This is a genomic window from Colwellia sp. KS18-150 (assembly GCF_057551365.1).
On sequence record NZ_BAAJMC010000010.1, the window covers coordinates 40,005 to 65,706 of the forward strand.

Annotated in this window: 26 protein-coding genes; 7 read left to right on the forward strand and 19 right to left on the reverse strand. The window is 39.2% G+C overall.

Features of this window, described 5'->3' with window-relative positions; translation table 11 throughout:
* Positions 1-25: 25 nt before the first annotated feature.
* From uvrD to lptM, 5 genes are all read right to left on the reverse strand, one after another.
* Entirely contained in the window at positions 26-2,200 is a 2,175-nt protein-coding gene (uvrD, locus tag AC27IF_RS12925; protein WP_487054754.1) for a DNA helicase II, read from the reverse strand.
* Positions 2,201-2,306: 106 nt separating this feature from the next.
* Positions 2,307-3,047, reverse strand: a complete 741-nt coding sequence (locus tag AC27IF_RS12930; protein ID WP_487054755.1) for an HAD-IA family hydrolase — start codon at positions 3,045-3,047, stop codon at positions 2,307-2,309.
* 108 nt (positions 3,048-3,155) lie between these two features.
* Positions 3,156-3,842: a DUF484 family protein gene (locus AC27IF_RS12935; RefSeq protein WP_487054756.1), complete on the reverse strand. Its 687-nt coding sequence runs from the start codon at positions 3,840-3,842 to the stop codon at positions 3,156-3,158.
* Positions 3,843-3,873: 31 nt separating this feature from the next.
* Positions 3,874-4,704: a diaminopimelate epimerase gene (dapF, locus tag AC27IF_RS12940; RefSeq protein WP_487054757.1), complete on the reverse strand. Its 831-nt coding sequence runs from the start codon at positions 4,702-4,704 to the stop codon at positions 3,874-3,876.
* On the reverse strand, positions 4,704-4,877 hold the full coding sequence (lptM, locus tag AC27IF_RS12945) for an LPS translocon maturation chaperone LptM (RefSeq protein ID WP_487054758.1): 174 nt from the start codon (positions 4,875-4,877) through the stop codon (positions 4,704-4,706). Before lptM ends, dapF begins: the two co-directional genes overlap by 1 nt.
* Before the next feature lie 125 nt (positions 4,878-5,002).
* Here lptM and cyaY point away from each other — a divergent pair, with 125 nt between their 5' ends.
* From cyaY to AC27IF_RS12970, 5 genes are read left to right on the forward strand one after another with little or no spacing between them, the layout of a single operon-like run.
* The gene (cyaY, locus tag AC27IF_RS12950) at positions 5,003-5,323 is read left to right on the forward strand and encodes an iron donor protein CyaY (protein WP_487054759.1); all 321 of its coding nucleotides are present in this window, start codon (positions 5,003-5,005) and stop codon (positions 5,321-5,323) included.
* Positions 5,324-5,345: 22 nt separating this feature from the next.
* Positions 5,346-6,281, forward strand: a complete 936-nt coding sequence (gene hemC / locus AC27IF_RS12955; RefSeq protein WP_487054760.1) for a hydroxymethylbilane synthase — start codon at positions 5,346-5,348, stop codon at positions 6,279-6,281.
* A 13-nt stretch (positions 6,282-6,294) separates the two neighbouring features.
* Complete coding sequence (locus AC27IF_RS12960) at positions 6,295-7,053, forward strand: uroporphyrinogen-III synthase (RefSeq protein ID WP_487054761.1); 759 nt, start codon at positions 6,295-6,297, stop codon at positions 7,051-7,053.
* Positions 7,054-7,101: 48 nt separating this feature from the next.
* Positions 7,102-8,358, forward strand: coding sequence for a uroporphyrinogen-III C-methyltransferase (locus AC27IF_RS12965; RefSeq protein ID WP_487054762.1), 1,257 nt, complete (start codon positions 7,102-7,104; stop codon positions 8,356-8,358).
* Positions 8,355-9,569 (forward strand): heme biosynthesis HemY N-terminal domain-containing protein, encoded by a 1,215-nt coding sequence (locus AC27IF_RS12970; RefSeq protein WP_487054763.1) that lies wholly within the window; start codon positions 8,355-8,357, stop codon positions 9,567-9,569. Before AC27IF_RS12965 ends, AC27IF_RS12970 begins: the two co-directional genes overlap by 4 nt.
* Before the next feature lie 9 nt (positions 9,570-9,578).
* On the opposite strand, the gene AC27IF_RS12975 is transcribed toward AC27IF_RS12970, so the two are convergent.
* The 5 genes from AC27IF_RS12975 to trxA all read right to left on the reverse strand — a co-directional run bounded on the left by AC27IF_RS12975 (position 9,579) and on the right by trxA (position 14,233).
* On the reverse strand, positions 9,579-10,010 hold the full coding sequence (locus AC27IF_RS12975; protein WP_487054764.1) for a GNAT family N-acetyltransferase: 432 nt from the start codon (positions 10,008-10,010) through the stop codon (positions 9,579-9,581).
* A 77-nt stretch (positions 10,011-10,087) separates the two neighbouring features.
* A complete protein-coding gene (gene fre, locus AC27IF_RS12980) occupies positions 10,088-10,795 on the reverse strand; it encodes an NAD(P)H-flavin reductase (RefSeq protein WP_487054765.1) in 708 nt (235 codons plus the stop codon).
* Between the two features lie 4 nt (positions 10,796-10,799).
* Complete coding sequence (ubiD, locus tag AC27IF_RS12985; protein WP_487054766.1) at positions 10,800-12,299, reverse strand: 4-hydroxy-3-polyprenylbenzoate decarboxylase; 1,500 nt, start codon at positions 12,297-12,299, stop codon at positions 10,800-10,802.
* 68 nt (positions 12,300-12,367) lie between these two features.
* Positions 12,368-13,627, reverse strand: a complete 1,260-nt coding sequence (rho, locus tag AC27IF_RS12990) for a transcription termination factor Rho (RefSeq protein WP_487054767.1) — start codon at positions 13,625-13,627, stop codon at positions 12,368-12,370.
* 279 nt (positions 13,628-13,906) lie between these two features.
* Entirely contained in the window at positions 13,907-14,233 is a 327-nt protein-coding gene (trxA, locus tag AC27IF_RS12995; protein WP_487054768.1) for a thioredoxin TrxA, read from the reverse strand.
* A 169-nt stretch (positions 14,234-14,402) separates the two neighbouring features.
* On the opposite strand from trxA, the gene rhlB reads away from it, so the two are divergent.
* Both rhlB and AC27IF_RS13005 read left to right on the forward strand, forming a co-directional pair.
* Complete coding sequence (gene rhlB, locus AC27IF_RS13000; protein ID WP_487054769.1) at positions 14,403-15,677, forward strand: ATP-dependent RNA helicase RhlB; 1,275 nt, start codon at positions 14,403-14,405, stop codon at positions 15,675-15,677.
* A gap of 18 nt (positions 15,678-15,695) precedes the next feature.
* Complete coding sequence (locus AC27IF_RS13005) at positions 15,696-16,631, forward strand: Ppx/GppA phosphatase family protein (RefSeq protein ID WP_487054770.1); 936 nt, start codon at positions 15,696-15,698, stop codon at positions 16,629-16,631.
* A 4-nt stretch (positions 16,632-16,635) separates the two neighbouring features.
* Here the strand turns inward: AC27IF_RS13005 and hemB are convergent, their stop codons facing one another.
* From hemB to AC27IF_RS13050, 9 genes are all read right to left on the reverse strand, one after another.
* Positions 16,636-17,685 (reverse strand): porphobilinogen synthase, encoded by a 1,050-nt coding sequence (hemB, locus tag AC27IF_RS13010; RefSeq protein ID WP_487054771.1) that lies wholly within the window; start codon positions 17,683-17,685, stop codon positions 16,636-16,638.
* A gap of 4 nt (positions 17,686-17,689) precedes the next feature.
* Positions 17,690-18,514 (reverse strand): GGDEF domain-containing protein, encoded by an 825-nt coding sequence (locus tag AC27IF_RS13015; RefSeq protein WP_487054772.1) that lies wholly within the window; start codon positions 18,512-18,514, stop codon positions 17,690-17,692.
* Between the two features lie 16 nt (positions 18,515-18,530).
* The gene (locus AC27IF_RS13020) at positions 18,531-19,322 is read right to left on the reverse strand and encodes a TatD family hydrolase (RefSeq protein ID WP_487054773.1); all 792 of its coding nucleotides are present in this window, start codon (positions 19,320-19,322) and stop codon (positions 18,531-18,533) included.
* Between the two features lie 11 nt (positions 19,323-19,333).
* Positions 19,334-19,831 carry a hypothetical protein gene (locus AC27IF_RS13025; protein ID WP_487054774.1) on the reverse strand — a complete coding sequence of 166 codons (498 nt, stop codon included), beginning with the start codon at positions 19,829-19,831 and terminating at the stop codon, positions 19,334-19,336.
* Complete coding sequence (gene tatC / locus AC27IF_RS13030; RefSeq protein WP_487054775.1) at positions 19,828-20,604, reverse strand: twin-arginine translocase subunit TatC; 777 nt, start codon at positions 20,602-20,604, stop codon at positions 19,828-19,830. Before tatC ends, AC27IF_RS13025 begins: the two co-directional genes overlap by 4 nt.
* A gap of 2 nt (positions 20,605-20,606) precedes the next feature.
* Complete coding sequence (gene tatB, locus AC27IF_RS13035) at positions 20,607-21,050, reverse strand: Sec-independent protein translocase protein TatB (RefSeq protein WP_487054776.1); 444 nt, start codon at positions 21,048-21,050, stop codon at positions 20,607-20,609.
* A gap of 3 nt (positions 21,051-21,053) precedes the next feature.
* Positions 21,054-21,308, reverse strand: coding sequence for a Sec-independent protein translocase subunit TatA (tatA, locus tag AC27IF_RS13040; RefSeq protein ID WP_487054777.1), 255 nt, complete (start codon positions 21,306-21,308; stop codon positions 21,054-21,056).
* A 122-nt stretch (positions 21,309-21,430) separates the two neighbouring features.
* Positions 21,431-22,978 (reverse strand): putative bifunctional diguanylate cyclase/phosphodiesterase, encoded by a 1,548-nt coding sequence (locus AC27IF_RS13045; RefSeq protein WP_487054778.1) that lies wholly within the window; start codon positions 22,976-22,978, stop codon positions 21,431-21,433.
* A gap of 215 nt (positions 22,979-23,193) precedes the next feature.
* A complete protein-coding gene (locus tag AC27IF_RS13050; protein ID WP_487054779.1) occupies positions 23,194-25,680 on the reverse strand; it encodes a TonB-dependent receptor plug domain-containing protein in 2,487 nt (828 codons plus the stop codon).
* Between the last annotated feature and the right edge of the window lie 22 nt (positions 25,681-25,702).

Below are 25,702 nucleotides of genomic sequence, written 5' to 3' on the forward strand. Positions count from 1 at the left end.
AACTCCAAACAGATGTATATCAATACTATACTGCTTGTAAATTTGCGTATTCCACGACTAGCCATTTGCTACCTACGTCAGAAAAATTTACCTGTATCCGAGATTGAGCGCCACTCCCTTCATAGTTAAGCACCACACCTTCGCCAAATTTTGCATGCTTAACTTGTTGTCCTAATTTAAAACCACTATTTTCAAACGTTTCTAACGTAAAGGTGTTTGAAAATTTACCTACTGATTTAGGCTTAGAGACTTGACTCTGCATACGAATTTCATCGATACACTTTTCTGGAAGTTCCCGTAAAAAACGGCTAGCTTTATGATATTTTTCTTGTCCATAAATACGACGGCTTTCAGCGTGACATAAGTATAGCTTACTCATAGCTCTTGTCATGCCAACGTAACATAAACGTCTTTCTTCTTCTAAGCGCCCTATTTCTTCTACTGATTGTTGTGACGGAAACATCCCTTCTTCCAAACCAGCAATAAAGACTAATGGGAACTCTAAACCTTTCGCCGAATGCATAGTCATTAACTGCACCGCACTTTCATATTCATCTGCTTGAGACTCGCCAGATTCTAACGCCGCATGCGTTAAAAACGCCGTTAATGGCGTTTGCTCTTCCGTCAGTTCAGGATCACTTTCAAAGGTCTGACAGGCGGTCACTAATTCATTCAAGTTTTCTATTCGCTGCTCCGCTCGCTCACCTTTTTCAGCCTGATACATAGCTTTAAGGCCAGAGTGTTGAATAACGAAATTAGCTTGCTGATCTAAGTCTAAATTACTGGAGTCATCTTCTAACTGATCAATTAAATTGATAAAGGCGCTGATGGTTTTAGCACTACGCCCTTTTAGTTGCTCCGCTTGTAACATCTGCTGGCAAGCTCGCCATAAGGTAACTTCTTGGCTTCTAGCGGCATCTCGCACTAAAGCGACGGTTTGGTTACCAATGCCGCGTGTCGGAGTATTAATAATGCGTTCAAAAGCGGCATCATCGTCTCGATTGTTGATAATACGCATGTAAGCAAGTGCATCTTTGATTTCTTGTCGCTCGAAGAAACGTTGACCACCATAAATACGATAAGGTAACTGCCCTTGCAGTAGCGCTTCTTCTAACAAACGTGATTGGGCATTTGAGCGGTATAAAATAGCGACTTCATCTAACTTTCCGCCGTCATCACGCCACTGCTTAATTCGCCCAGCTATAAACCTAGCCTCATCAATTTCATTAAAAGCCGTATAAATCGAGATTTTCTCTCCCGCTTCATCGTCCGTCCACAACTCTTTGCCTAATCGGTTGTTGTTGTTGCTAATCAACTGATTAGCGGCGTTAAGAATATTGGCGGTAGAGCGATAGTTTTGCTCCAAACGAACCGTTTGTGTGTCATCAAACTCACGAGTAAAACGTTCTATATTTTCAATTTTTGCACCACGCCAGCCATAGATAGACTGATCATCATCACCTACTATCATGACTTTAGACTGTGTTTTTCCAAGCAAGGTTAACCACGCATATTGAATAGCGTTAGTATCTTGAAATTCATCCACTAATATATGAGAAAAACGTTGCTGGTAGTGTGCTAATAATTCAGGATTATTGAGCCATAATTCATGAGCACGCAATAATAGTTCAGCAAAGTCCACTAAACCTGCACGATCACACGTTTCTTGGTAGGCTTGATAAACTTTCACAAAGACCGCTTCACTCGGGTCAAACTGAGCATCGATATGCTGAGGACGTAAACCCTCATCTTTTTTACCATTGATATACCAAACGAACTGCTTGGCTGGCCACTTTTTCTCATCAAGCTCTAGTGAGCGAACAATACGTTTAACTAAGCGTAACTGATCATCGCTATCAAGTACTTGAAAGCTTTGCGGTAACTTTGCCTCTTGAAAGTGCATGCGCAGTAAACGGTGAGCCAAGCCATGGAAAGTGCCAATCCACATGCCATGAGTATTACCACCCACTGTTTGCTCAACACGGGCACGCATTTCAGCAGCCGCTTTATTGGTAAAGGTAACCGCTAGGACAGAATGCGGTGCGGCTTGCTCTACTTGCATTAACCAAGCAATTCGCTGAACTAAAACACGGGTTTTCCCCGAGCCAGCTCCCGCCAAAACCAGCATATTTTGCAATGGTGCGGCAACAACTTCACGTTGTTTATCGTTGAGGGAGTCAAGTAATTCAGAAACATCCATAGCAGGAAAACCTTATCGAACTGAGTTGAGAAATGAATAAAAGCAGCACGATTATAGCACTGGCTTTATATACAGCAAACAACTATTGAATATATTAAAAATAGAGCTAAAGTTGCGTTAATTGATTAATTGAAGAAATCTCAACATGAGGTAAAACACTAATAGGTTTGCCAACATCATAACAAGATAGCCAAGCAGCTTGGCAGCCAGACCTTACTGCACCTAGAATATCTGCGCGACCGCAATCGCCAACATGCAGTAGCTCTTTAGTACTGATCCCTAACTCGCGACATGCTAACGTAAACATATCACCTGCTGGTTTTTGTTTAAGTAACTGTCCATCACTTTGCCAACCCGCATGATATATGTGTTTAAAATAATGTGAAATACCAAGCGTTTTGGTATCAACATTGCCGTTAGTGATCGCTACTAGTGGATATTTTTTACTTAAACTATCGAGTAATCTTATACTGCTTTTCGGCACGATAAAATCACTGCGCAAACTTATAAAGTAGGCGAGTGCTGCTTGCGCCATTTGCTCGGCATCAGTATCGCTATAACCTAAATCTGAGAACCCTAATCTATAGGTGACCAAGCGCACTTTTACCACATCATGTGTTAGGTTTGCCTGTTGATGGACTGCTTGCTGCCTAAACTTATACCAATAACGATAGTTAAAAGATATCTCGGGTAACCCCAATTGAATAAGCCTTGGCTGTAATAAATCGGCAAAATAGGCAATCATCTTTTTCTCGATTGACAACATAATGGGTTTATTACTGTATAAGGTGTCGTCTAAGTCAAAACTGATGGCTTTAATTGGCGATAAACGGCGGTAAAATTTCATGTATTCCTATTAAATCGGCTTCAACTGTTCTTTCTTGACGTACAAAAGAACAGTATTTTCTGGTTTTTACAATCTAAAGATAACTCTGCTAATCCTAGGAGGGTGTTATTAAAGCGCTAAGTGTTGCTGTAATAACTTCGCGACTAATCGCTTAAACTGGCTTAATAGTAGCGTATCCATTCGTGGATCAAAGTGATGAGCGTCATCACTACTAATAGCTAAAAACCCAAGTTCATTTTCTTCATGCGCTAACTTAACTAACACCACTGATCCTGAACAACTCTGATTAAAAATCAACGTTTGCTCACTTTGCTGTAAACGGCCAAAATAATAATCACTGTTTTCCAAACGGTTTTGCATAACACCTTGGCAATCGTTAGCAGTGATACTTTCATGCTCAATATCAGCAGCGGATTTTAACCATAATTTAAAGGCCGATAAGGATAACAACTCGGTAGTTGCTTGCGCTAAGCAATCCAATAATTCATTGGCTGATTTGCAATCAATTAACCGTAGGTATAAATCACTGTACAGCATAAATAAACTTTCATTATGACTGGCCACAGACATTAACTGGGTAATTTCATCTTCAAGGTTATGCACCTTCTGTCTTAGCAGCTGCTGTTGCCTTTCCACTAAAGAGACAGTGCCTCGCTGAGCATCTGGTAATCTTAATTCTGTCATTAACTCATTATTACGAGCGAAAAAATCTGGATTATCTTGCAAGTAAGCATTAACTAACTCGTCGGTTAATGGTAGTTCGTCGGTGTTAACAATATCTTGTTCTTTATTCATTTTGTTCTCTAAATCCAATGTTACTGCAAATTTATAACGATATTTGACCATCAAAAACATGTACCGCAGGGCCAGACATTTTTACTGGGTGCCCAGGGCCTTTCCAATATATTCTTAATTTTCCCCCAGGTAATTCTACCGTTACCTGTCGAGATAGTTTTTTCTGCATTTGCCCAATCACAACCGCTGCGCAAGCTCCACTGCCACAAGCAAGTGTTTCAGCAGCTCCACGCTCATAAACTCGAAGTTTAATTTGATTAGGGGCAACCACTTCCATAAAGCCAACATTAGCATGTTCAGGAAAACGTTCATGTAATGATAGCTCTTTACCTAATTTCTCTACTGGTGCTTCAAGTACATCATCAACAGTAACCACACAGTGCGGGTTACCTAGCGAAACCACGCCGCATAATACAGTTTCAGATTCACTACGTAAGATATAAGTCCCTTCTGATTTTTGCGCAGTAAAAGGGATCTTACTCGGCTCTAGTTGTGGCACAGGCATAGTGACAGAAATATTGCCGTCTCGCTCAACAAATAAAGTCATTTTTCCGGAAGCTGTAGAAACCTTTATCTTGTTTTTGGTACATAAACCTTTCATACGAACAAAGCGAGCAAAACACCGAGCGCCATTACCACACTGATTAACTTCACTACCATCCGCATTAAAAATACGATAGTGAAAATCTAAGTCAGGATCATAAGGTGGCTCAACGACCAAGAGTTGATCAAAGCCGACACCAAAATTTCGGTCAGCCAATTTCGCTATTTGTTCATTCGGTAAATAGACATTTTGAGTAACATTATCCAGTACTAAAAAGTCATTACCAAGGCCGTGCATTTTGGAAAAATTAACTAACATTATTGCCCTTTATTTTGGGATTGCGATTCTTCATGCTGTTGGTTTTTCTCTTCATTTGCTTGCGGATTTTCTTGCTCTTCGTGATATAAATCACCCTTTGAGCCACAAGCGGACAATAAAATTGCAAAAGAAAAGGCGGTTAGAAGTTTAGAAACTTGCTTTTTTTTATTCATGATTAGCTATTTTTGCCATGAAAGACATCTAAATCAAGCTTTAAGCTTAACTTAGTTGTTATATTTATCTCAGTTGATTGGTATTATACTCACATGCTTATTCCCCAAACAACTAAAGAAAGACAATGAACGATAGCCAATATAATTTAATTGCCGAAGATCTATTACTTGCCGTTGAAGAGGCTATTGAAGATTGCGGTATAGATATCGATTATGAAGGTACGGGCGGTTTACTTACCTTAACCTTCAAAAACACCACTAAAATCATTTTAAATAAACAAGCACCTTTGCATGAAATATGGGTTGCAACTAAATTTAATGGCCACCACTTTGCCTTTGTCGATGAACAATGGATAGACAAACGTGGCGGAGATGAGTTTTGGCAGTTTTTATCTGCCGCTGTAAGCATTCAAGCTGATTGCGAAGTAACGTTAGCTGCTGAATAAATAATTATTGGGAACAAGAAAAATGACAACTGTACGAATCGCGACACGAAAAAGTGCCCTTGCCTTATGGCAAGCTGAGTATGTTAAAGCGCAACTAGAGCATTTTCATCAAGATATTAATGTTGAACTAGTACCTATGACCACTAAAGGCGATATTATTTTAGATACTCCTCTTGCGAAGGTGGGTGGTAAAGGGCTTTTTGTTAAAGAGCTTGAAGTAGCGATGTTAGAAGGCAGAGCAGACATTGCCGTACATTCAATGAAAGATGTGCCGGTAGATTTTCCTGAAGGTTTAGGCCTAGAAGTTATTTGTCCTCGTGAAGATCCTCGTGATGCTTTTGTTTCTAATACTTTTGCAACACTTAGCGACTTACCCCAAGGTGCGATTGTAGGTACTTCTAGCTTGCGTCGACAATGTCAATTAAAAGCCAATCGTCCAGATCTTGATATTCGTGATTTACGCGGTAATGTTAACACTCGCTTAAGAAAATTAGATGAAGGTCAATACGACGCTATCATTCTAGCTTCCGCAGGCTTAATTCGTTTAGAAATGAGTGAACGAATTGCACAGTATATCGAACCGGAAGAAATGTTGCCTGCCAATGGTCAAGGTGCTGTTGGCATTGAGTGTCGTACTGATGACGCTTTTATTAAATCACTTTTAGCACCGCTAGAGTGTACTGAAACACGCCATAGAGTATTAACAGAACGTGCGATGAATAAAGCTTTAGAGGGCGGCTGTCAGGTTCCTATCGCTAGCTACAGTGTTATTTCAAATGATGGTAAAGAAATTCACTTACGTGGTTTGGTTGGTGCAGTAGACGGTAGCCAACTTATTGAAAGCGATATTAGCGGCCCAATCGAACAAGGTGAAGTGCTTGGCGATACCTTAGCTCAAGAGTTACTTAGTCGTGGTGCCGATAAAATATTAGCACAGGTCTACGCTGATAATTCCTAAGCGAAATTCACCTATGCTTAATGTTTTAATCACACGTCCTGATAACAAAACAAAGCAGTTGGCCTTGTTACTTAAGCAACAAGGTATTGCGTGTGTCAATCAGCCGTTATTTGATTATCAAGTTCTGGCTGATTACAACACCACTAAATCACTTCTCACCTCTCAAGAAATACTAGTCTTTGTAAGTGTTGCTGCTGTTGAATTTGCTGCTGCAACATACCCTGCTAGCAATTGGCAATATAATAAAATCTATGCTGTTGGTAATGCGACAAAAAACGCTTTGCAATTACTAGGTATTAATAATGTTGAAGTACCCAGCCAAGAAAACAGTGAAGGCCTATTAGCTTTACTTCAGTTATCTGACCACCTTAACGACAAAAGTGTCACTATAGTACGTGGTAATGGTGGTAGAGAATATTTAGCTGACACTCTGATTAAGCTAGGATATCAAGTATCTTACTTAGAGAGTTACCAACGGGTATGGCGAGTATTAGCGAAAGATATAAGCAAACAATGGTATCAACAGCAAATTAATTGTATTGTCGTTACCAGTAACGCTATATTAGAAAAGCTTGTAGAATTATCTATAAGCCAGTATAGAGAAAGTGATAATCACGCAATGATAGATTTCTGGCGAAAGCAATGTATATGGATTGTGGTTAGCCAGCGTATTGCCGACAAAGCAAAAGCATATGGAATATCCAACATCACCATAAGTGCCGGTGCTAGTGCTCAAGCGATTTATCAAGCATTACCATTACAGAAATCTTAGCGTACAACAAGTCTGTATAGTACTCATATTCAATAACGGAATGAAAAGATGACCGAGAATAAAAAACCAGTAACCAAGGATCAAGCTTCCACGACAGAAGCGAAGAATACTATCGATAAAGTTACTGAACAAAAACTCGCTGATAAAAAATCTACTACCGAAAAAGCACCAATTAAATCGCCCAAACAAACTAATAGCATTTCCAAGCTAGCTATTTTGGCTTTAATTATTGCTATTGCAGCACCTGTTGGTCATTACTTTTGGCAACAACAACAGACTTCGCTAACAAACAATGCATTAACCAACAAATTAAATGAAGACAGTACCGCTAAATTTACTCTGTTTCAAAACCAAATCCAGCAAGCACTCAAGCAACAAAAAGTTGAATTAGCCTCGCAATTACAACAGGTGAAAGAGCAAACCGCTAACGCAAATCAACTACAGATCATTGCCCTTGAAGATACCGTCGCTCAATTAGAAGCCGGCATTAAACAACGCCAACCTAGTGATTGGTTATTACATGAAAGTGAATACCTCATTCGTATTGCTGCTCGTACTCTATGGCTTGAGCATGATACAACAGCGGCAATAGGTTTACTTAAAGATGCAAACTCAAGATTAGCCGAGCTTGATGATCCTGCTTTTTTACCCGTTCGCCAACTTATTCATCAAGATATTAAATCACTTGAATTGCTGCCAGTATTGCAAACTGATGAAATAGTCTTGGCATTAATGGCTATGAATAAACAAATCAACATATTGCCTTTAGCCATAGTTGATTTAGGGAAGCAAGATGACAAACAAGATGACTTTGTGCTTTCTGATGATATAAACGACTGGCAAAGTAACCTAAGCAAAACATGGCAAAAATTTCTCGATGATTTTATTCGTGTCCGTCAAAGGCAAGGCTCAATTGAGCCGTTAATGGCACCAGAGCAACAAGAGCATTTAAAGCAAAATTTAAGCTTAAAAGTTCAACTCGCATTATGGGCTGCGAGCGAGCGTAAAGGTGATATTTACTACAAAACCTTAACAGATATTGAGTTATGGCTTAATGAATTTTTTGATATGGAGCATAGCTACAACCAACGTTTTATGTCGGCACTAACAACCTTGCAAAAGCAACATGTAAGTTACGATTATCCAAGCGAGTTATCTTCATTAGCAGCCATTAGAGCAGTGCTTAACAAGCCATTGACCGCCTTGCCAGCGCAGCTACCAAAAGCAGTAGAAGAAGCTCCAATTGAAAATTCTACAGATGGAGATGGTACCAGCGAGACAGAAAATAACGAGGGTGAGTTATGATACGCTTTATCATCTTCATCGCTTTATTTTTTGCGGTTCTTGCCTTAAGCCCTTTTCTGATTGATGAAAAAGGGTATATTTTAATTGCCATGGGAGAGACGATAATTGAGCTCACTGTACTCTCGGCAATTATAATTATTTCCCTTTGCTCTATTACCATTTATATCAGTTTCAAACTTCTTCGTGGCGGCTTTAACTTTAGTTTTAAGGCATGGAACAAAGTGGCATTTGCCAGCCAAAGGCGAGGTATTGCTAACTTTAATAAAGGTTTAGCCGCTTTTATGCTTGAGGACTACCAAACGGCAGAGCAACTCTTTGCCAAAAGCGCCGAGCCAGCTAAACGTCAACAAAGCGCTTACTTATTGGCTGCTGTCGCTTCTTCAAAACAACAACTTGATGCAAATACTAACCATTATTTAGATTTATTGGCACAAGAAACAAAGAAGTCAGCCCAGTCCGATATTGCCAGCACCATAGTAAAAGTAAAATTATTATTAGCTCAAGAAAAAACAGAAGCATATCAAGAAGCTCGTACGATAATAGATGATAACCATAAATTCATCGGCCACGATCCTAGATTATTATCCCTCGAAATTGATTTGTGTATTATTGAAGAGCGCTTCCAAAGCGCCGTTGATCATTTAGTCGCTGCTCGCAAAGAGAAAAACATTAATGACACTATGATTAGTCAATGGGAAGCTAAGGCATACCACGGTGCTTTCATTGACATTATTCGCAAACAAGACCAAGCAAGTCTTGAAAGTTACTGGAAAAAATTATCTCGAAAAGAAAAGCAAAGTGAAGCTATTCTTTTGGCTTATTGCCGAGTATTAGCAGCAAACAATATTACTGAGCCGTTAACCCAACTTATTACTCCGGTATTGAAAAAACAGCCCAGTACCACTTTCTTAAAGCAGTTACGCACACTACCCATTAAACAAAGCGAACCATTAATTGCTTTAGTACAAAAGCACTTACATAAAAACAGTAAAAGTGCACAATGGCTTAGTTGTCTGGGGCATTTAGCGTTAATGAGTGAACAATGGTCAATGGCTGAAAAAGCGTTTGGTAGTTTAATTAGGCTTGAGGCTAATCAAGATGTTCGCCAATACGACAAACAAGATTTGCAGGCCTTTGCACAGGCTTTAACCGCGGAAGGTCAACATCAAGCAGCAAATGAAGTATGGGTAAAAATAAGTAACTTAGATTGAGCGCTGTAGTTATTGATAAACCTTAGGCGTCCAAAGTTGCATAAACATTTTATCATCTTCGATTGGGGTAAACCCAAACTGCTCATATAAGCCATGAGCATCTTGAGTGGCTAGCATGATACGGCGCAGCCCTTGTAGTTTAGGGTGTGCAACAATTTTCGCCATCATTTGCTTACTCAACCCTTTCTGCCTATGCTCTTCAAGTACATAAACATCAGCTAAGTAGGCAAATGTCGCCGTATCTGTGATTAAACGAGCAAAACCTACTTGCACTTCTTTTTGACTATCGAGCCGACAAAAAACACCAAAGCATAATGAGTTTTCAATCGCTTTGCTTACAACACTTTTCGGCACATTCTCTGCCCAATAAGAGCGAGACAGATAAGCGTGGATAGCATCGATATCCATCTCATTTTTATTATCAGAAATTCGATAAGTCATGATTGCTAAAAGTGCCTTATAAGTCTCATTTTAATCCTGAAAAGGGTTAATTCCCCCTTAAATACCAGCCATTTAGTTTAAATAAAGGCAAATGCGTCTGCATACATATGCTCAACGGTCGCACCTTGTTTAACAAAATCGCCACGAATTGCACCTACCATTTCAAATCGACCTGCAAGGTAGATATCATATGGTTCAAGGTTAGCAATATCATTCATTGCTGCTTGATGCACAAGTCCCGTTGTACCTTGCCAAGAATCTGTCGGGTTTTCTACCACAGGAATAAAAGTAGCATCTGCTAATTTTGCGATGGTGGCCGCAGTTTCGGTTAACTCATATAAAGCACTTTCATCCCTTAGCCCCCAATACACCATGATATGACGCGTTGAGCCAACTTCGGCTAAATACTCGAACATCGATTTAATATAAGAAAAACCGGTTCCACCTGCCAATAATAATAAAGGCCTATCGCTATCCACACGTAACTGCGCGTTACCTAATGGGATTTCAATATCTAACGTTTTATCATTAGCTTGAACCGACTTAATGCGTTCAATAACTTGCATAGGGTAACTATCAGCAACAAAAGCACCGATTTGTAGTTCAATTAAATCACTATTAGGAGAACTCGCGATAGAGAATGGGCGTTTATCTTCATCACTCATCACAAAATTTAAATATTGCCCAGGAACAAATGTGACTTGCTCGCTTGGCTTTAATAATACTTTATAAACATGGCTAGTTAATGACGTGATCGACACTACTTGACAACTAACTGACTTCATTCGGTTAACCTTTCTCTGCTGTTGAGAAGATATCTAAATCTTCCCAGATTTCATCTATGTGTTGTTTAACTTCTTCATCCATAACAATAGGAACGCCCCATTCTCTGTCGGTTTCACCCGGCCATTTATTGGTTGCATCTAATCCCATTTTAGAACCTAAGCCTGAAACAGGCGAGGCAAAATCTAAGTAATCTATCGGTGTATTCTCAATTAATACTGTATCACGGCTTGGATCCATGCGGGTGGTCATAGCCCATATCACATCTTCCCAATCTCTTGCATTAACATCGTCATCACAAACAATAACGAACTTAGTATACATAAATTGCCTTAAGAATGACCAAACACCCATCATCACTCGCTTGGCATGACCAGCATACTGCTTCTTAATTGTTACGACTGCCAGTCGGTATGAGCAACCTTCAGGTGGCAAATAAAAATCTTGAATTTCAGGAAATTGTTTTTGCAAAATAGGGACGAATACTTCATTTAAAGCAACCCCTAAAATAGCCGGTTCATCAGGCGGACGACCTGTATAAGTACTATGGTAAATAGGGTCTTTACGCATAGTTATATGGGTTACGGTAAACACTGGGAAGTCGTCTACTTCATTATAATAACCAGTATGATCACCATACGGGCCTTCTGGTGCGGTTTCATTTGGATCAAGATAACCCTCAAGTATAATTTCAGCCGTGGCAGGAACTTGTAAATCATTACTTACCGATTTTGTTACCTCGGTTTTTGCACCACGTAACAATCCTGCAAAAGCGTATTCAGATAAAGTATCTGGCACAGGGGTTACTGCTCCCAAAATAGTCGCAGGATCGGCGCCTAAAGCAACGGAAACAGGATACATTTCCCCTGGGTTCGTTTTCTTAAATTCTTGAAAATCTAAGGCACCACCTCGATGAGATAACCAGCGCATAATAACTTTATTTTTACTCAAGACTTGCTGACGATAAATACCTAAATTTTGACGTTCTTTATGTGGCCCTTTAGTAATCGTTAATCCCCAAGTAATTAACGGAGCAACATCGCCAGGCCAACAGGTTTGTATGGGTAATTTAGTTAAATCAACATCATCGCCACTAAGGACAACTTGCTGACAAAGTGCTTTTTTAATCACTTTCGTTGGCATGTTAAGCACTTGTTTAAATACTGGGATTTTACCGATAGCATCTCTAAAGCCTTTAGGTGGCTCTGGCTCTTTAAGCATGGCAAGTAATTTACCAACATCACGAAGCGCACTAACGTTTTCTTGACCCATAGCCAGTGCTACGCGATCGGGGGTTCCGAATAGGTTTGTTAAGACCGGGACATCATAAGGATTACCTTGTTCATCCACAGCATTTTCAAATAATAATGCAGGGCCTTTAGCACGCAAGGTTCTATCACTAATCTCCGTCATGGCTAAATGAGTAGAAATTGGTTTTGTAATTCGTTTTAACTGGCCAGTTTTTTCTAATTGGCTGATAAAGTCTCTTAAATCTTTATATTGCATCTGTATTACCTAGTCATAAACAAAAAACCAGCCGTTAAGACTGGTTTTTACCATGAAACTTCTTAAATTTATTTGCGCTTCATTGAGTCAAAAAATTCATCATTAGTTTTGGTCATGGCTAATTTATCAATTAAGAATTCAATGGCACCGACCTCATCCATTTCATGGACAATTTTACGTAATATCCACATTTTTTGTAACTCGTCAGGTTTAGTAATAAGCTCTTCACGGCGAGTACCACTACGGTTAATATGAATAGCAGGGAAAACACGTTTTTCAGAAACTTTACGAGACAAGTGTAATTCCATATTACCGGTACCTTTAAACTCTTCATAGATAACTTCATCCATTTTAGAGCCTGTTTCTACTAGTGCAGTAGCGATAATGGTTAAGCTACCACCTTCTTCAATATTACGTGCAGCCCCAAAGAAGCGCTTAGGACGATGTAGTGCGTTAGCATCCACACCACCTGTTAAGATTTTACCTGATGAAGGTACTACCGTGTTGTAAGCACGTGCTAAACGAGTAATTGAATCAAGTAAGATAACAACGTCTTTTTTATGTTCAACTAAACGCTTAGCTTTCTCTATTACCATTTCTGCCACTTGTACGTGACGACTTGCTGGCTCATCAAAGGTCGAAGCAACAACTTCACCTTTCACTAAGCGTTGCATTTCGGTAACTTCTTCCGGACGCTCATCAATTAATAGCACCATTAATTCAGCATCAGGATGGTTATGAGCAATACTTTGCGCGATATTTTGTAGTAATAACGTTTTACCTGCTTTTGGTGGAGCAACGATTAAACCACGTTGACCTTTACCAATAGGAGAAGCTAAATCAAGAACTCGAGCAGTGATATCTTCTGTTGAGCCATTGCCGCGCTCCATAGTGAGACGGTCATTAGGATGAATTGGTGTTAAGTTTTCAAATAAAATTTTATTGCGTGAGTTTTCTGGACGATCAAAGTTTACTTCTGTTACTTTCAATAAAGCAAAATAGCGTTCACCCTTTTTAGGTGCTCTAATCTTACCCTGAATCGTATCACCAGTACGCATACTAAAACGACGAATTTGACTTGGAGAGACATAAATATCGTCAGGACCAGCTAAGTAAGATGAGTCCGCAGAGCGCAAAAATCCAAAACCATCTTGTAAGATTTCTAAAACACCGCCACCAAAAATGTCATTGTCATTTTCAGCGTGCTTCTTAAGTATGGCAAAAATAATGTCTTGTTTGCGTGTTCTAGCTAGGTTTTCTAGCTTCATAGACTCAGCTAGTTTAACCAATTCATTAATGGATTTTTCTTTTAATTCGGTAAGATTCATAGGGGGTTTCTTAAATTATTTTAAGTAGTTATGTCTGAGGCGATTGCCGACGACAGTATGTTTTAAGTGTATTTATATAATATTCTTATCTAATAAAGTTATAAATAAAGACAATAGAATAGGGGTAAAGAGATGTTATTTTGTACTCAGGAGTTAAATTTAGCATTAAATGTTAACTAGGTAAAGGCGCTAACAAAAATGTAAGCAAATATTTTACATGTGGAGTTATTAAAATAAAAAAGCCCAACCAGTAGTGGTTAGGCTTAATTTGAATTTATCTTAAAGATTTTTATCTAAAAACTCTTTTAATTGAGTTTTTGATAACGCGCCAACTTTAGTGTCAGCTATTTCGCCATCTTTAAATAATAATAATGTTGGAATGCCACGTACACCGTATTTAGGTGGTGTATCAGAGTTTTCGTCAATATTTAACTTGCCTACTTTCACTTTACCTTCATACTCTGTAGCTATGTCGTCCAGTACCGGCGCTATCATTTTACAAGGACCACACCATTCAGCCCAAAAATCAACCAATACTAAACCTGATGCCTTTAAAACATCTGCTTCGAAACCATCATCAGTTAGCTGAACAATTTTGTCGCTCATCTTAATCTCCGTTGTTATGGCACACTTGCCACTTTGTTAATATCAATAATATACCTTTATGAGGTCTTGTTACCCATAATTCAAGTAAGTTTTCTACAACATTAGCATTAAATTAATTAATTGCTCAATTAGACAACTATTTAGTCAACAAAAATGCTAAGCTAGCGCCATGAAAAATACACACTTAACTGAAACAAAATTCGCTGACCTAAATCTTGCTCCGCAAGTAGTGACCGGATTAGAAGCCATGGGCTTCACAAATTGTACGTCTATTCAGGCGAAATCTTTACCCGTTTTACTTCAAGGCACTGATATAGCCGGACAAGCACAAACAGGTGAAGGTAAAACTATCGCCTTCTTAGCCGCTACTTTCCATCAATTATTACAAAAAGAAGCTCCAACTCATAATCAGCCTAGAGCTTTGATTATGGCACCAACACGTGAGTTAGCTATACAAATTCATCGTGACGCCATTGAAATGTCGAAAAGTACAGGCATCCGCCTTGGTGTAGTCTATGGTGGTGAAGGTTATGAAAGCCAACGCTTAGAGTTAGAACAAGGGGTCGATATTTTAATTGGCACCTGTGGTCGCCTAATCGACTATATGAAACAAGGCGTATACAACTTAAATAATATTGAAGCCATAGTGCTTGATGAAGCCGATAGAATGTTTGATTTAGGCTTCATTAAAGATATACGTTATATGTTTAGCAAAATGCCGCCGGCAACTGAACGTTTAAGCATGCTATTTTCAGCAACTTTATCATTTCGTGTTAAAGAATTGGCGTTCGAACATATGAACGAGCCAACCAGTGTTGAAATTGAACCAGAACAAAAAACAAATACACGTATTAGTGAAGAATTACTCTATCCATCTAATGAAGATAAGATGGCACTATTACAAACGCTAATCGAAGAAGATTGGCCAGAAAAAGCAATTATCTTTGCTAATACCAAACATGTTTGTGAAAAGATTTACGATCACCTTGTAGCCGATAAACTACGTGTTGGGTTATTAACCGGTGACGTTCCTCAGAAAAAGCGTTTGAAAATATTAGAGCAATTTACTGATGGTACTCTAGATATATTAGTGGCAACTGATGTTGCAGCACGTGGCTTACATATCCCATCTGTGACTCATGTTTTTAACTATGACTTACCTGATGATTGTGAAGATTATGTTCACCGTATTGGCCGTACTGGTCGTGCTGGTGCAACAGGTCACGCAATTAGCTTAGCCTGTGAACAATACGTTTTTAATTTACCGGCTATTGAGAGCTATATTGAACATGAGCTGCCAGTAACAAAGTACGATCATGATGCGCTTTTAGATGATTTACCTAGACCTAAACCTCGTCAACGTCGCCATAGACCTAATACAGGTAGACAAGGTGGTGGACGTAATAGACAAGGTGGTAATAGCAACTACCGTGGTCGTCGTTAATTTTAATCTTTATTGATTATGTCTAAATTATCCCAGATACCGCAGTATAGTGATAATCATTATGCTGTGGTTGATTTAGGTTCAAACAGTTTTCATTTATTAATTACCAAGCTAGTTGATAATGAAGTAGTCGTTGTTGACAAAATAAAGCGTAAAGTCCGTTTAGCTGCGGGGCTGAATAACGACAATGAATTAAGTCCGCAAGCCATAGGGTGTGGCCTTGAGTGTATTTCATTATTTGCGGAGCATTTAGCTAGTATCCCGAAAAAACACATTCGCATTGTTGCTACTGCAACACTAAGAATAGCCACTAATAGTGACGACTTTATTAATGCCGCGAATAAAATCTTACCGATTAATATAAAACTCCTCAGTGGTAAACAAGAAGCTAATACCATTTATAGTGGTGTTGCTCATACCTGTGATGGCACATCAACAAACAAACGTTTAATTTTTGATATTGGTGGCGCGAGTACCGAGTTAATTATTGGTGAAGGCTATACAGCACTTCACGCCATTAGCTTAAATTTAGGTTGCGTAAGCTTTAACCAAAGGTTTTTCGAAAATGGGCAGTTAACCACAGACAGCTTTGACAGAGCAATTATCGCAGCCAGTAAGATAATTACCCCTGTAGTTGATAGCTTTACATCAATTGGTTGGCATAGCGTACTTGGTGGCTCAGGTACTATGCAAGCATTGGCGGAGATTCAAAGACACCGTCAACAAGAGCCTGTGTTCTCCGCTTATTTTATCGCAGAAATAAAACAAGCGCTTATTGACTTTAAAACCGTGGACAGTGTTTATTTTCCAGGTTTACGCGCAGACAGAGTTGCCGTTTTAGCAAGCGGATTAAGCATCCTAATCGCCTTATATCAGTGCTTAGCCATTAAAGAGTTGGCATTATCTTCTGGTGCTCTGCGTGAGGGATTATTATTCGAGATGTTAGCTAAATAAGCCTTTATACTGCACCTTCTTTTAACCACTGAGCCACTTGCTTAGCAAAGTAGGTTAATATGCCATCGGCACCAGCTCGTTTAAAAGCAAGCAGCCCTTCCATAATACAAGGTTTCTCTGCTAACCAACCATTTTGAATCGCAGCCATGTGCATAGCATACTCGCCACTGACTTGATAAGCGTATGTTGGCACTGCAAATGTGTCTTTAACACGTCGTACAATGTCTAAATAAGGCATTCCTGGTTTTACCATTACCATATCTGCACCTTCAGCAATATCTTGTGCAACCTCATGCAGGGCTTCATTGCTATTAGCAGGATCCATTTGGTAGGTATGCTTATCACCACCTTTCAAATTTCCCGCAGAGCCAACAGCATCACGAAATGGTCCATAATAATTTGAGGCATATTTTGCCGAGTACGCGAGTATTTTTGTGTTCACAAAACCCCCGTCTTCTAACGCTTCACGTATTGCACCAACCCTACCATCCATCATATCTGATGGAGCCACTATATCAGCACCCGCTTGTGCGTGTGATATTGCCTGTTTAACTAATATTTCTTTTGTGACGTCATTTAAAACGTAGCCTTGTGCACCAGCTTTATTATTATCGTCTTCACTTAAAATACCGTCTTGGCCATGAATGGTAAAAGGATCTAAGGCAACATCGGTAATAACCGCTAATTGTGGAAACTGTGACTTTAAAGCTCGAACGGTACGTTGCGCCAATCCGTCAGCATTATAAGCTTCTTCCGCCATTAACGACTTTTTATCACTTGGTGTTACCGGAAAAATAGCAATAGCTGGAATGCCTAAATCAACGAGTTCTTGCGCTTCTTCAAGCAACAAATCAATACTTTTTCGCTCAACACCTGGCATAGAAGTGATAGCCTCACGTTGATTTTCTCCTTCTAAAACAAATACCGGATAAATTAAATCATTCACTGTTAGTTGATGCTCAGCCATAAGTCGGCGAGTAAAGTCATCTTTGCGCATACGACGCATACGACGTGCTGGAAATTGGCCAAATGTGCCACTGTTAATTGAGCTCATAAAACTATTCTTCTGTAAAATGATAAGATTGAGTTTGGTTACGACCAGCATCTTTTGATTGATATAGGGCTTTATCTGCACCTAAGAAAAGTTGCTCCGGTTGTACATCCGCCTGTTGTGTATAAGTACTGATACCATTACTAATGGTTATTGATATTTCTGTTTCTTTATAAAGACACGGGTGTTTGGCGACACGCTCTCTCAGTGCTTCAGCTAGAGCAATAGCACCTTGGCTGTCAGTGTCGGGTAAGATTAAACAAAACTCTTCACCACCATAACGAAATGCAGTATCGGTGCTACGCTTTAAGCTACTTTTAATATGCTCACTTAACCACATCAAGCACTGATCTCCGGCTAAATGTCCATAAGTGTCGTTTACCGATTTAAAGTGATCTATATCGATCAAAACTAAACTAAGTGGCGTTAAATTTCGTTTGCTACGACGGTATTCTGCAACGATCTTTTGATCATAAAATCGTCTATTAAATAAGCCAGTTAGTTCGTCTAAAGTATTTTTCTGTTCAAGTTCTTGGTTTGCTTCTTCCAGCTCTTGCAGGGCAATATTGAGCTCGATAGTGCGCTCTTGAACTTTTTCTTCGAGTAAATCCTGGCTCTCTTGTTGTGTTTGCAATAGCAATAGCCGTGCTTGTTCAGAGGATTCGTTGGCAACTTTGGCTTTGGCTAGTTCTTCTTCTAAATGCTGTTTGTCACTCGTTTTCTTACGATTAATCAAATAGCCATAAAAAAATAACAATATTAGGCAAAGAACAAAGCCTACGCTAAATCCTTGAAAAAATGACATATTAAATTGGGGGATAAAATTGGTCACTACATAAACACTTTAATTATAAATTGAAAGCCTTTTGGGCATTAAGCCTAGTTTGGCAAGCAATCTCTTCTTGGTCAATAGCTGTCAATATTGACAACTGCTCAACCACATAAGGTAAATAGCTTGGCTCATTACGGCTGCTTTTGGGTTTAGGTCGAATTGTTCTCGGGGTTAGGTAAGGTGCGTCTGTTTCTATTAATAATTGCTCTAAAGGAATAAGGTTGACGATATCCCGCAATTCTTGCCCGCGTCGTTCATCACATAACCAGCCTGTAATACCTATATACATTCCCGCTTTTAAACATTGTTGTAGTTCCTGTTTATTGCCGGTAAAACAATGAGCAACTAAGGCTGGTACACTATCAATATAAGGCTCAAGTGCCTCATACCAAGGTTCAAAGGCATCACGTTGATGCAGGAAAAGTGGCATATTTAACTGTGATGCTAAGTTTATTTGCTCTTTGAATACTCTGAGCTGTTGAGCTGGCTCTGAAAAATTTCTATTAAAATCGAGGCCACACTCGCCTATTGCCTTTACTTCAGAGTGCTTAGCTATCTGAGTTAACTGATAAATATAGTCTTCACTGACTCCATCAGCATCATGTGGATGCACACCAGCCGTTGAATAAAGGGTATTAGGGAATTGTTGCTGGTATTGCTGACATAAATTGAGCGCTTGTTGGCTTTCTTTGACACTAGTACCTGTAAGTAGCTGACCTGTCACCCCCTGTGCTTTCGCGCGAGATATCACATCAGTGCGATCTTTATCAAAGCGCTTATTGGTGAGGTTGACGCCTATATCAATCAAAATTTATACCACTACTTCAATCGTTTAACACGAATATTACGGTGACTACCTTCTTTATATAAATAAACGGCACCCATTGCCCCTTTTTTTAGTCGCACCGTATTGCCCACTTTAAGTTTGATCTTTGCACTATCTTTTTGCTGCCATCGCTGGCCATTTTCTAAATCAATTACCCACTGACCTTTGATAAGCTTTTTCAATTGGGTGACTGTTGAAGATATGCTTTCTAGACCTTGTTCTTCTGTGGTTTTTTTCAAATGATTTTTAGCAAAGTCATCCACTTCTTTAGTAGTCACATTTTCAGTGCTCACTACCGCCACTGTGGCTTCTTTAATTAAAACTGGCTCTTGGGTGTCTGCGGTTATTAAACTATCAAAGCACGTTAATCTTTCTTCAGAAGAAGAAATTTTTCCACACTGTTTTAATTTGTTAGATAAAGATGATTCAGCACTTGCCATTGAGGATAAGCATAATAATGAGCTTACAAGTGTTAAGGTAATTTTATTCAAGAGTTTACTTCCTCATCAGAGTCTTCTGCATCATCGTTTTTATGATTTAATGAAGCGATGATAATACCTAATTCAAACAAAAGTAGCATTGGGATTGCTAGCATAGACTGAGAAATTATATCAGGTGGCGTGAGTAGCATGCCTAGTACAAAAGCTCCTACTACTATATATGGGCGTTTTTTTCTTAAATTATCCGGACTGGTAACCCCCGTCCAACACATTAAAATAATAGCGATAGGGATTTCAAAGGCGGCACCAAAGGCAAAGAACAACTTTAAAACAAAGTCGAGATAGCTACTAATATCCGTTGCAATGACGACACCTTCAGGAGCAACCGAAGTAAAAAAAGCAAAAACAACAGGGAAAACAAGAAAGTACGCGAAAGCAATACCACTATAGAATAGCAATGTTGAACCCAACATTAATGGAGCAACTAATTTTTTCTCATTTCGGTACAACCCTGGCGCAACAAAAGACCATATTTGATACAAGATATAGGGCATTGCAAGAAAAATAGATAACACTATCGTTAATTTAAATGGTGCGAAAAATGGCGAGGCAACATCAGTTGCTATCATTTGAGAGCCAATAGGCATAGTAGCTAACAGCGGCTGAGCCAAATATTGATATATATCTTGAGCAAAATATACCAAGCTACAAAACACAAGAATCACCCCGAGTACCGCCCGCAATAAACGAGTTCTTAACTCAAGAAGGTGATCAAATAATGTCGAATTTTGTACCGGCGGTGTTGGCTGAGAAGGTGAACTCATGTTTATTGTTTATGCTCTGATGGTTTTTCTATTGATTGCGAATCTGAGCTGTTGCTCTCTGTCGTATCAACATCATTAGTAACTGAGGTTGATTGCGCATCTTTTGTCGCTAATGAAGAAGAGATTAAAGAATCTAAAGCACTTCGGTCTACTTGCTTAAAAGGCTCATTGACCATATTGGCAGCATCTTGCAGTGATTTAACTGACTCTGCCACTTCTGGGCTTAAATTAGTCATATCACTTTGCTCTGCTTTTTTTAAGTTGGCGTGTAATTCATGAATACGCAACTCTTCTGATAGCTCAGACTTCACAGTGTCGCTAAATTTACGTACTCCACCAATCCAGCTTCTAACCGTGCGAATAGCAACCGGTAAGCGCTCTGGTCCAAGAACAACCAAGCCCATTACAGCAATAAGCAATAATTCCCAAAAGCCAATATCAAACATAAACTACGCCTGGCTATTTTCTTTTTGGCTTGCTTCTGTTTTTTCTGCACTCTTTTCGCTAGTTGTAGTGTTATCCGCTAGTGTATCTGATGTTTTTTCCGCTGATTTTGCAGACTCTTTTTCATCACCAATAGCATTTTTAAAGCCTTTAACCGCTGAGCCTAAATCACCACCTAGGTTGCGTAATTTTTTAGTGCCGAATAATAATACGACTATGACAGCAATGATTAATAATTGCCAAATACTGATACCGCCCATAACAAACTCCTATAATCTAATTAATATCAGTATACACTGAAATCAACTCATGAAACGAGCAAAAGCATACCCACAATAAGAAAATTATGCATTAAAATCACATTTATTGATCTTCGCTAAAGTTAAGCGTACGATTTATCGGAATTTCCAAGGGGGGATAAAGATAATTTTTTGGGTTTACTGATGTGGTAACCTTGGCCAAAGTCACAACCCACCGAGTGTAGCTTACTCATTACATCTTCACTTTCAATCCCTTCAGCAACAAGTCGGTAACCAAATTGTTCACCTAAGTCATGCAATGCTTTCACTAATGAGAGATTTTTGGAATTGTGCTTTAAGGTGCGAATAAATTCACGGTCAAGTTTAATAAATTCAAACGGATAGCTATGTAAAAAGCTAAATGATGAGACGCCTGAGGCATAATCATCAAGTGCCAGCCTGACACCGAGTGCTTTTAATTTTCTCAACCCTTGTAATGCTACTTCATTATGTTGTGAAAAAGCAGACTCATTAAACTCTAAAATCAGCTTTTGTGGTTCAAAACTTTGATCTTTTATCAAAGAAATTAAGTTATTTAACTGGTTAGTTTGTGTTAAATGTCTGCCTGATATATTGATAGCAATAAATGCATGCTGGTAATGACTGTCGCTTTTCCACGAAAGTAGTTGTCTTGAAACTTCTTCTACAACCCAGTTTTCAATAGCCAATATGATACCAGTTTCTTCAGCAAGAAATAAAAACTCACTTGGTGTCAGCAGACCTTTTTTCGGATGTTGCCAGCGTAGTAATGCTTCAAAGCCTATAGTAGCAGCATTATCTAAATTAGAAATTTCCTGGTAGTGCAATTCAAATTGTTGTTGTTCAATAGCAAGACGAAGCTCTTGCTCTAACGTCATTGTCGCGATGAGCTTCTCTCGCATACTGTCATCGAAAAACACATATCTACCGCGACCTAAGCTTTTTGCTTGGTACATTGCAGCATCGGCATCACGTAACACTTCATCAGCATTTTTATATTGAGTACTACAAACGGCGATACCAATACTGGCATTTGAATATAAGGTATTGTTCTCTATGGTGTAGGGCTTTTCGATGGCGGTGATAATACGTTCAGCAACATCTTCTGCATCATCTGACTTTAATGAATCAAGTAATATAACAAACTCATCACCACCAAGCCTTGCTAGGACATCGTTATCACGAACACAAGCTCGTAAGCGATCGGCGATTTCTATCAAAAATAAATCACCGGCATGATGCCCCAGAGTATCATTGATCATTTTAAAACGATCTAAATCGATAAATAGTACGGCAAATCTTTGGTTGGGGTGACGTTTTAAATGACGGATAGCATAACCAAGGCGATCGGAGAACATAGCTCGATTAGGAAGTTTGGTTAACGCATCATGATGTGCTTCAAAATAAAGCTGTTGTTCTGCTTTGCGGCGCTCTGCCATTTGCATGCGCAAATTTAAATTGGCGGCCTGTAATTCTTGGGTACGTTCAGCGACAAGAGACTCCAGCTCTTTACGATACTGTTGTTCCAGTTCTTTTCGTTGTGCTTTTTCTTGCTCGAGTTGTTCGTTAGCTTGTTGCAGCTCTTGCAACAATGACTTAACTTTACGCAACTCTTGCGGTGCACTTGGCTGTTGTTTAGTCCTTGGTTCCATCAAGGTTCCCATGTTTTTCTTTCAATCCAAATACAATTAATTTGTATTTTAGAGATAAAAGTCTTTATTAGTATTATTTTTGAGCGCTAAGTGTATCAAAATTTCTGCGCTAGGCTAGCATTAATAACTAAAAAAGTTACATATGTGTAAACAATCTCTATTTCCCTGAAAAAAGTGGCAATACCTTTGCCACTTTTACCTTCAGTTTCTAGGTTTTAAAAACGATAGCTAGTACTTATAAAAAATGTTCTACCCACAACATCATAAATATTAGGCACTGTATTCATATCATTACCGTTTGGCACTTCCTCAGGCTCAGTATCAAAAATATTTTTAATACCGCCTGTTACTTGCCAATCGTTATTAATAAAGTATGCTGCCGATACATTTTGGTAAACCACATTATCGGTTTTATAGGCATCTCCCCAAGCATTTCCTTCCATACCTTGTATGAAATTAGCTGTATACAGTAGACTTAAATCTTCCGTCACTTGGGCAGTTACTGATAAATTAGACTTTAACTGAGAGTAGCCCCCTTTATTACCGTCAATTTGACCTTCATAGCTGATGCCATCTTCTGTGAATTCAAGTAAATAAGTGGTATCTAACGCAACCGTAAACCTATCGATGTTATAGCTAATATTCCAATCTATGCCCGACGTGTTTTGCTCACCAATATTAGTTAGTGTTGAAGTCATGTTTGATAGATTACCATCAGGAGTAATATTGATACTGTTACAAGCTTCAAGATCTCCAGCTTCACAAGCATTTAATTTTTCCTGAACATTTACACGAGCAATGGCATTAGTTATATCGAATTGCCAGTAATCAAGTGTCGTTGATAAACCCTCTGTAATTTCCCAAACTGCACCAAAGGTAAATGATTCACTCTCTTCAGGCTGCAGGTTTTCATCGCCGGTGTAATTAACAAGAATTTGATCGTCTAATTCATTGTCCCATGGATCACTTAAATAATCATAAGAGCCTGAATTTCCTCCATATAGCTCACTAACACTCGGTGCTCTATATCCTGTGGCTGCCACTGCGCGTAACATGAAAGCATCAGTAAATCGGTATGTTGCCCCTAGTTTCCATGTTGTTGCCCCACCAAAAGTGGAGTATTTATCGTAACGTGTTGCTGCATCCACCGTAAACGCATCCGTTACAGGAATTGATACTTCACCGTACATAGATTGCACAGAGTAATTACCTTCAGTTGGATCTTGTTGAGCTGCGGTACTTTCTCCAGCTTGAGTGATTTCATCTGGCGTGTAATAACCACTCTCAAAGCGGCTTTCAACCCCAAAGGCATAGCCTATATCATTTTCACTAACACCACTGTACCCTGCTGCTAAAGTAAATTGTTCGTTGCCCCCTTCATTTTCTTCAGTGTACATAACACCCTGTGAAGTTAAGAAGTCATGCGAGATTGGTTCGCCACTAAACCATATATCTTGATTGTCATAAATGCTTTGCTCCATATTTCCGGCATGGATTGAGTTTTGAACTTTATCTTTCGAATCATTTCGTCCATATGTCGCCGACATATGCCATTGATCATCATTATCTAAGTAGCCATTTAAACCAACTGAGGCTAAATATGTATCAGTCACTTGCTCGTAAATACGTGGCCCAGCATCAACCATACGGCGCCTATAGTTTAGTTCATCAATAGGGTTACCATTACTATCAGTAAAGTCGCCATTTTCATCTCTAAAATGATCGGTGTATTTACTGTCTAGCTTACTAATTTCAAGATCAATGTTTGCTGGCTGAGGTGCCATTTGTTGATTTGAATCCCGGCGGGTGTACATAAAGTCGGCGCTTAACTCAGTATCCGATGCGATCTCTGTATTAAAACTACTAAATAAGCTAAATAATTCATTAGGCGTTTGAGCATAACTGTCTTGGGTATAATCATAGGAGCTATCTCTATCTTTCCAACCACCATTACCATCAGGTACTTGACCTCCTAGTGAACCTTCAGGAATAAATGATGATTCTCCTGGTGGCACAAAATCACGATCTGACTGAATAACTTCACCACGATTAGAATATTGAACACCAACCACTAAGTTGCCGCCAGCCACTTCTGTGCCATGCAAAATGCTGAAACCGCCACTTTCACCATCACCTTTATCGGTAATGCTACCTTCAGCTTTTAATTCAGTACCTTGAAAATCTTTTTTGGTAATAATATTTACCACACCTGCAATGGCATCAGAGCCATAAACAGCTGAAGCGCCATCTTTTAGAATTTCAATGGTTTTGATCATTGAAACAGGAATGGTATTTAGATCAACAGATGAGTTTGCCCCGGTACCTGATGCCACCATACGCTTACCATTTAGTAATACCAACGTACGCTGAACTCCCATACCACGCAAGTTAACAGTGGCCGATCCACCAGAGCCATTATTAGATGAAGCACCTAAGCTCATGCCTGACGCCGCGGGTTGTGCCGATAAAATTTCTTGCACTGAGGTATAGCCACTTTTGACAATAAAGTCCGATGATATAACCGTTACTGGACTGGCAGTTTCTATATCTGTTCTATTAATACGGGAGCCTGTTACCGCAATTCGTTCTATTTCATCAGCTCCGTCTTGTGCAAAAGCCTGCACTGTCGTTACTGAAGAAGCAGCGATACCAAGGATCACCGCTCGATTGATGAGACTTTTAACACTGGAGATTTTTTTCATAATTCACTCTGAGTTTCTTTAG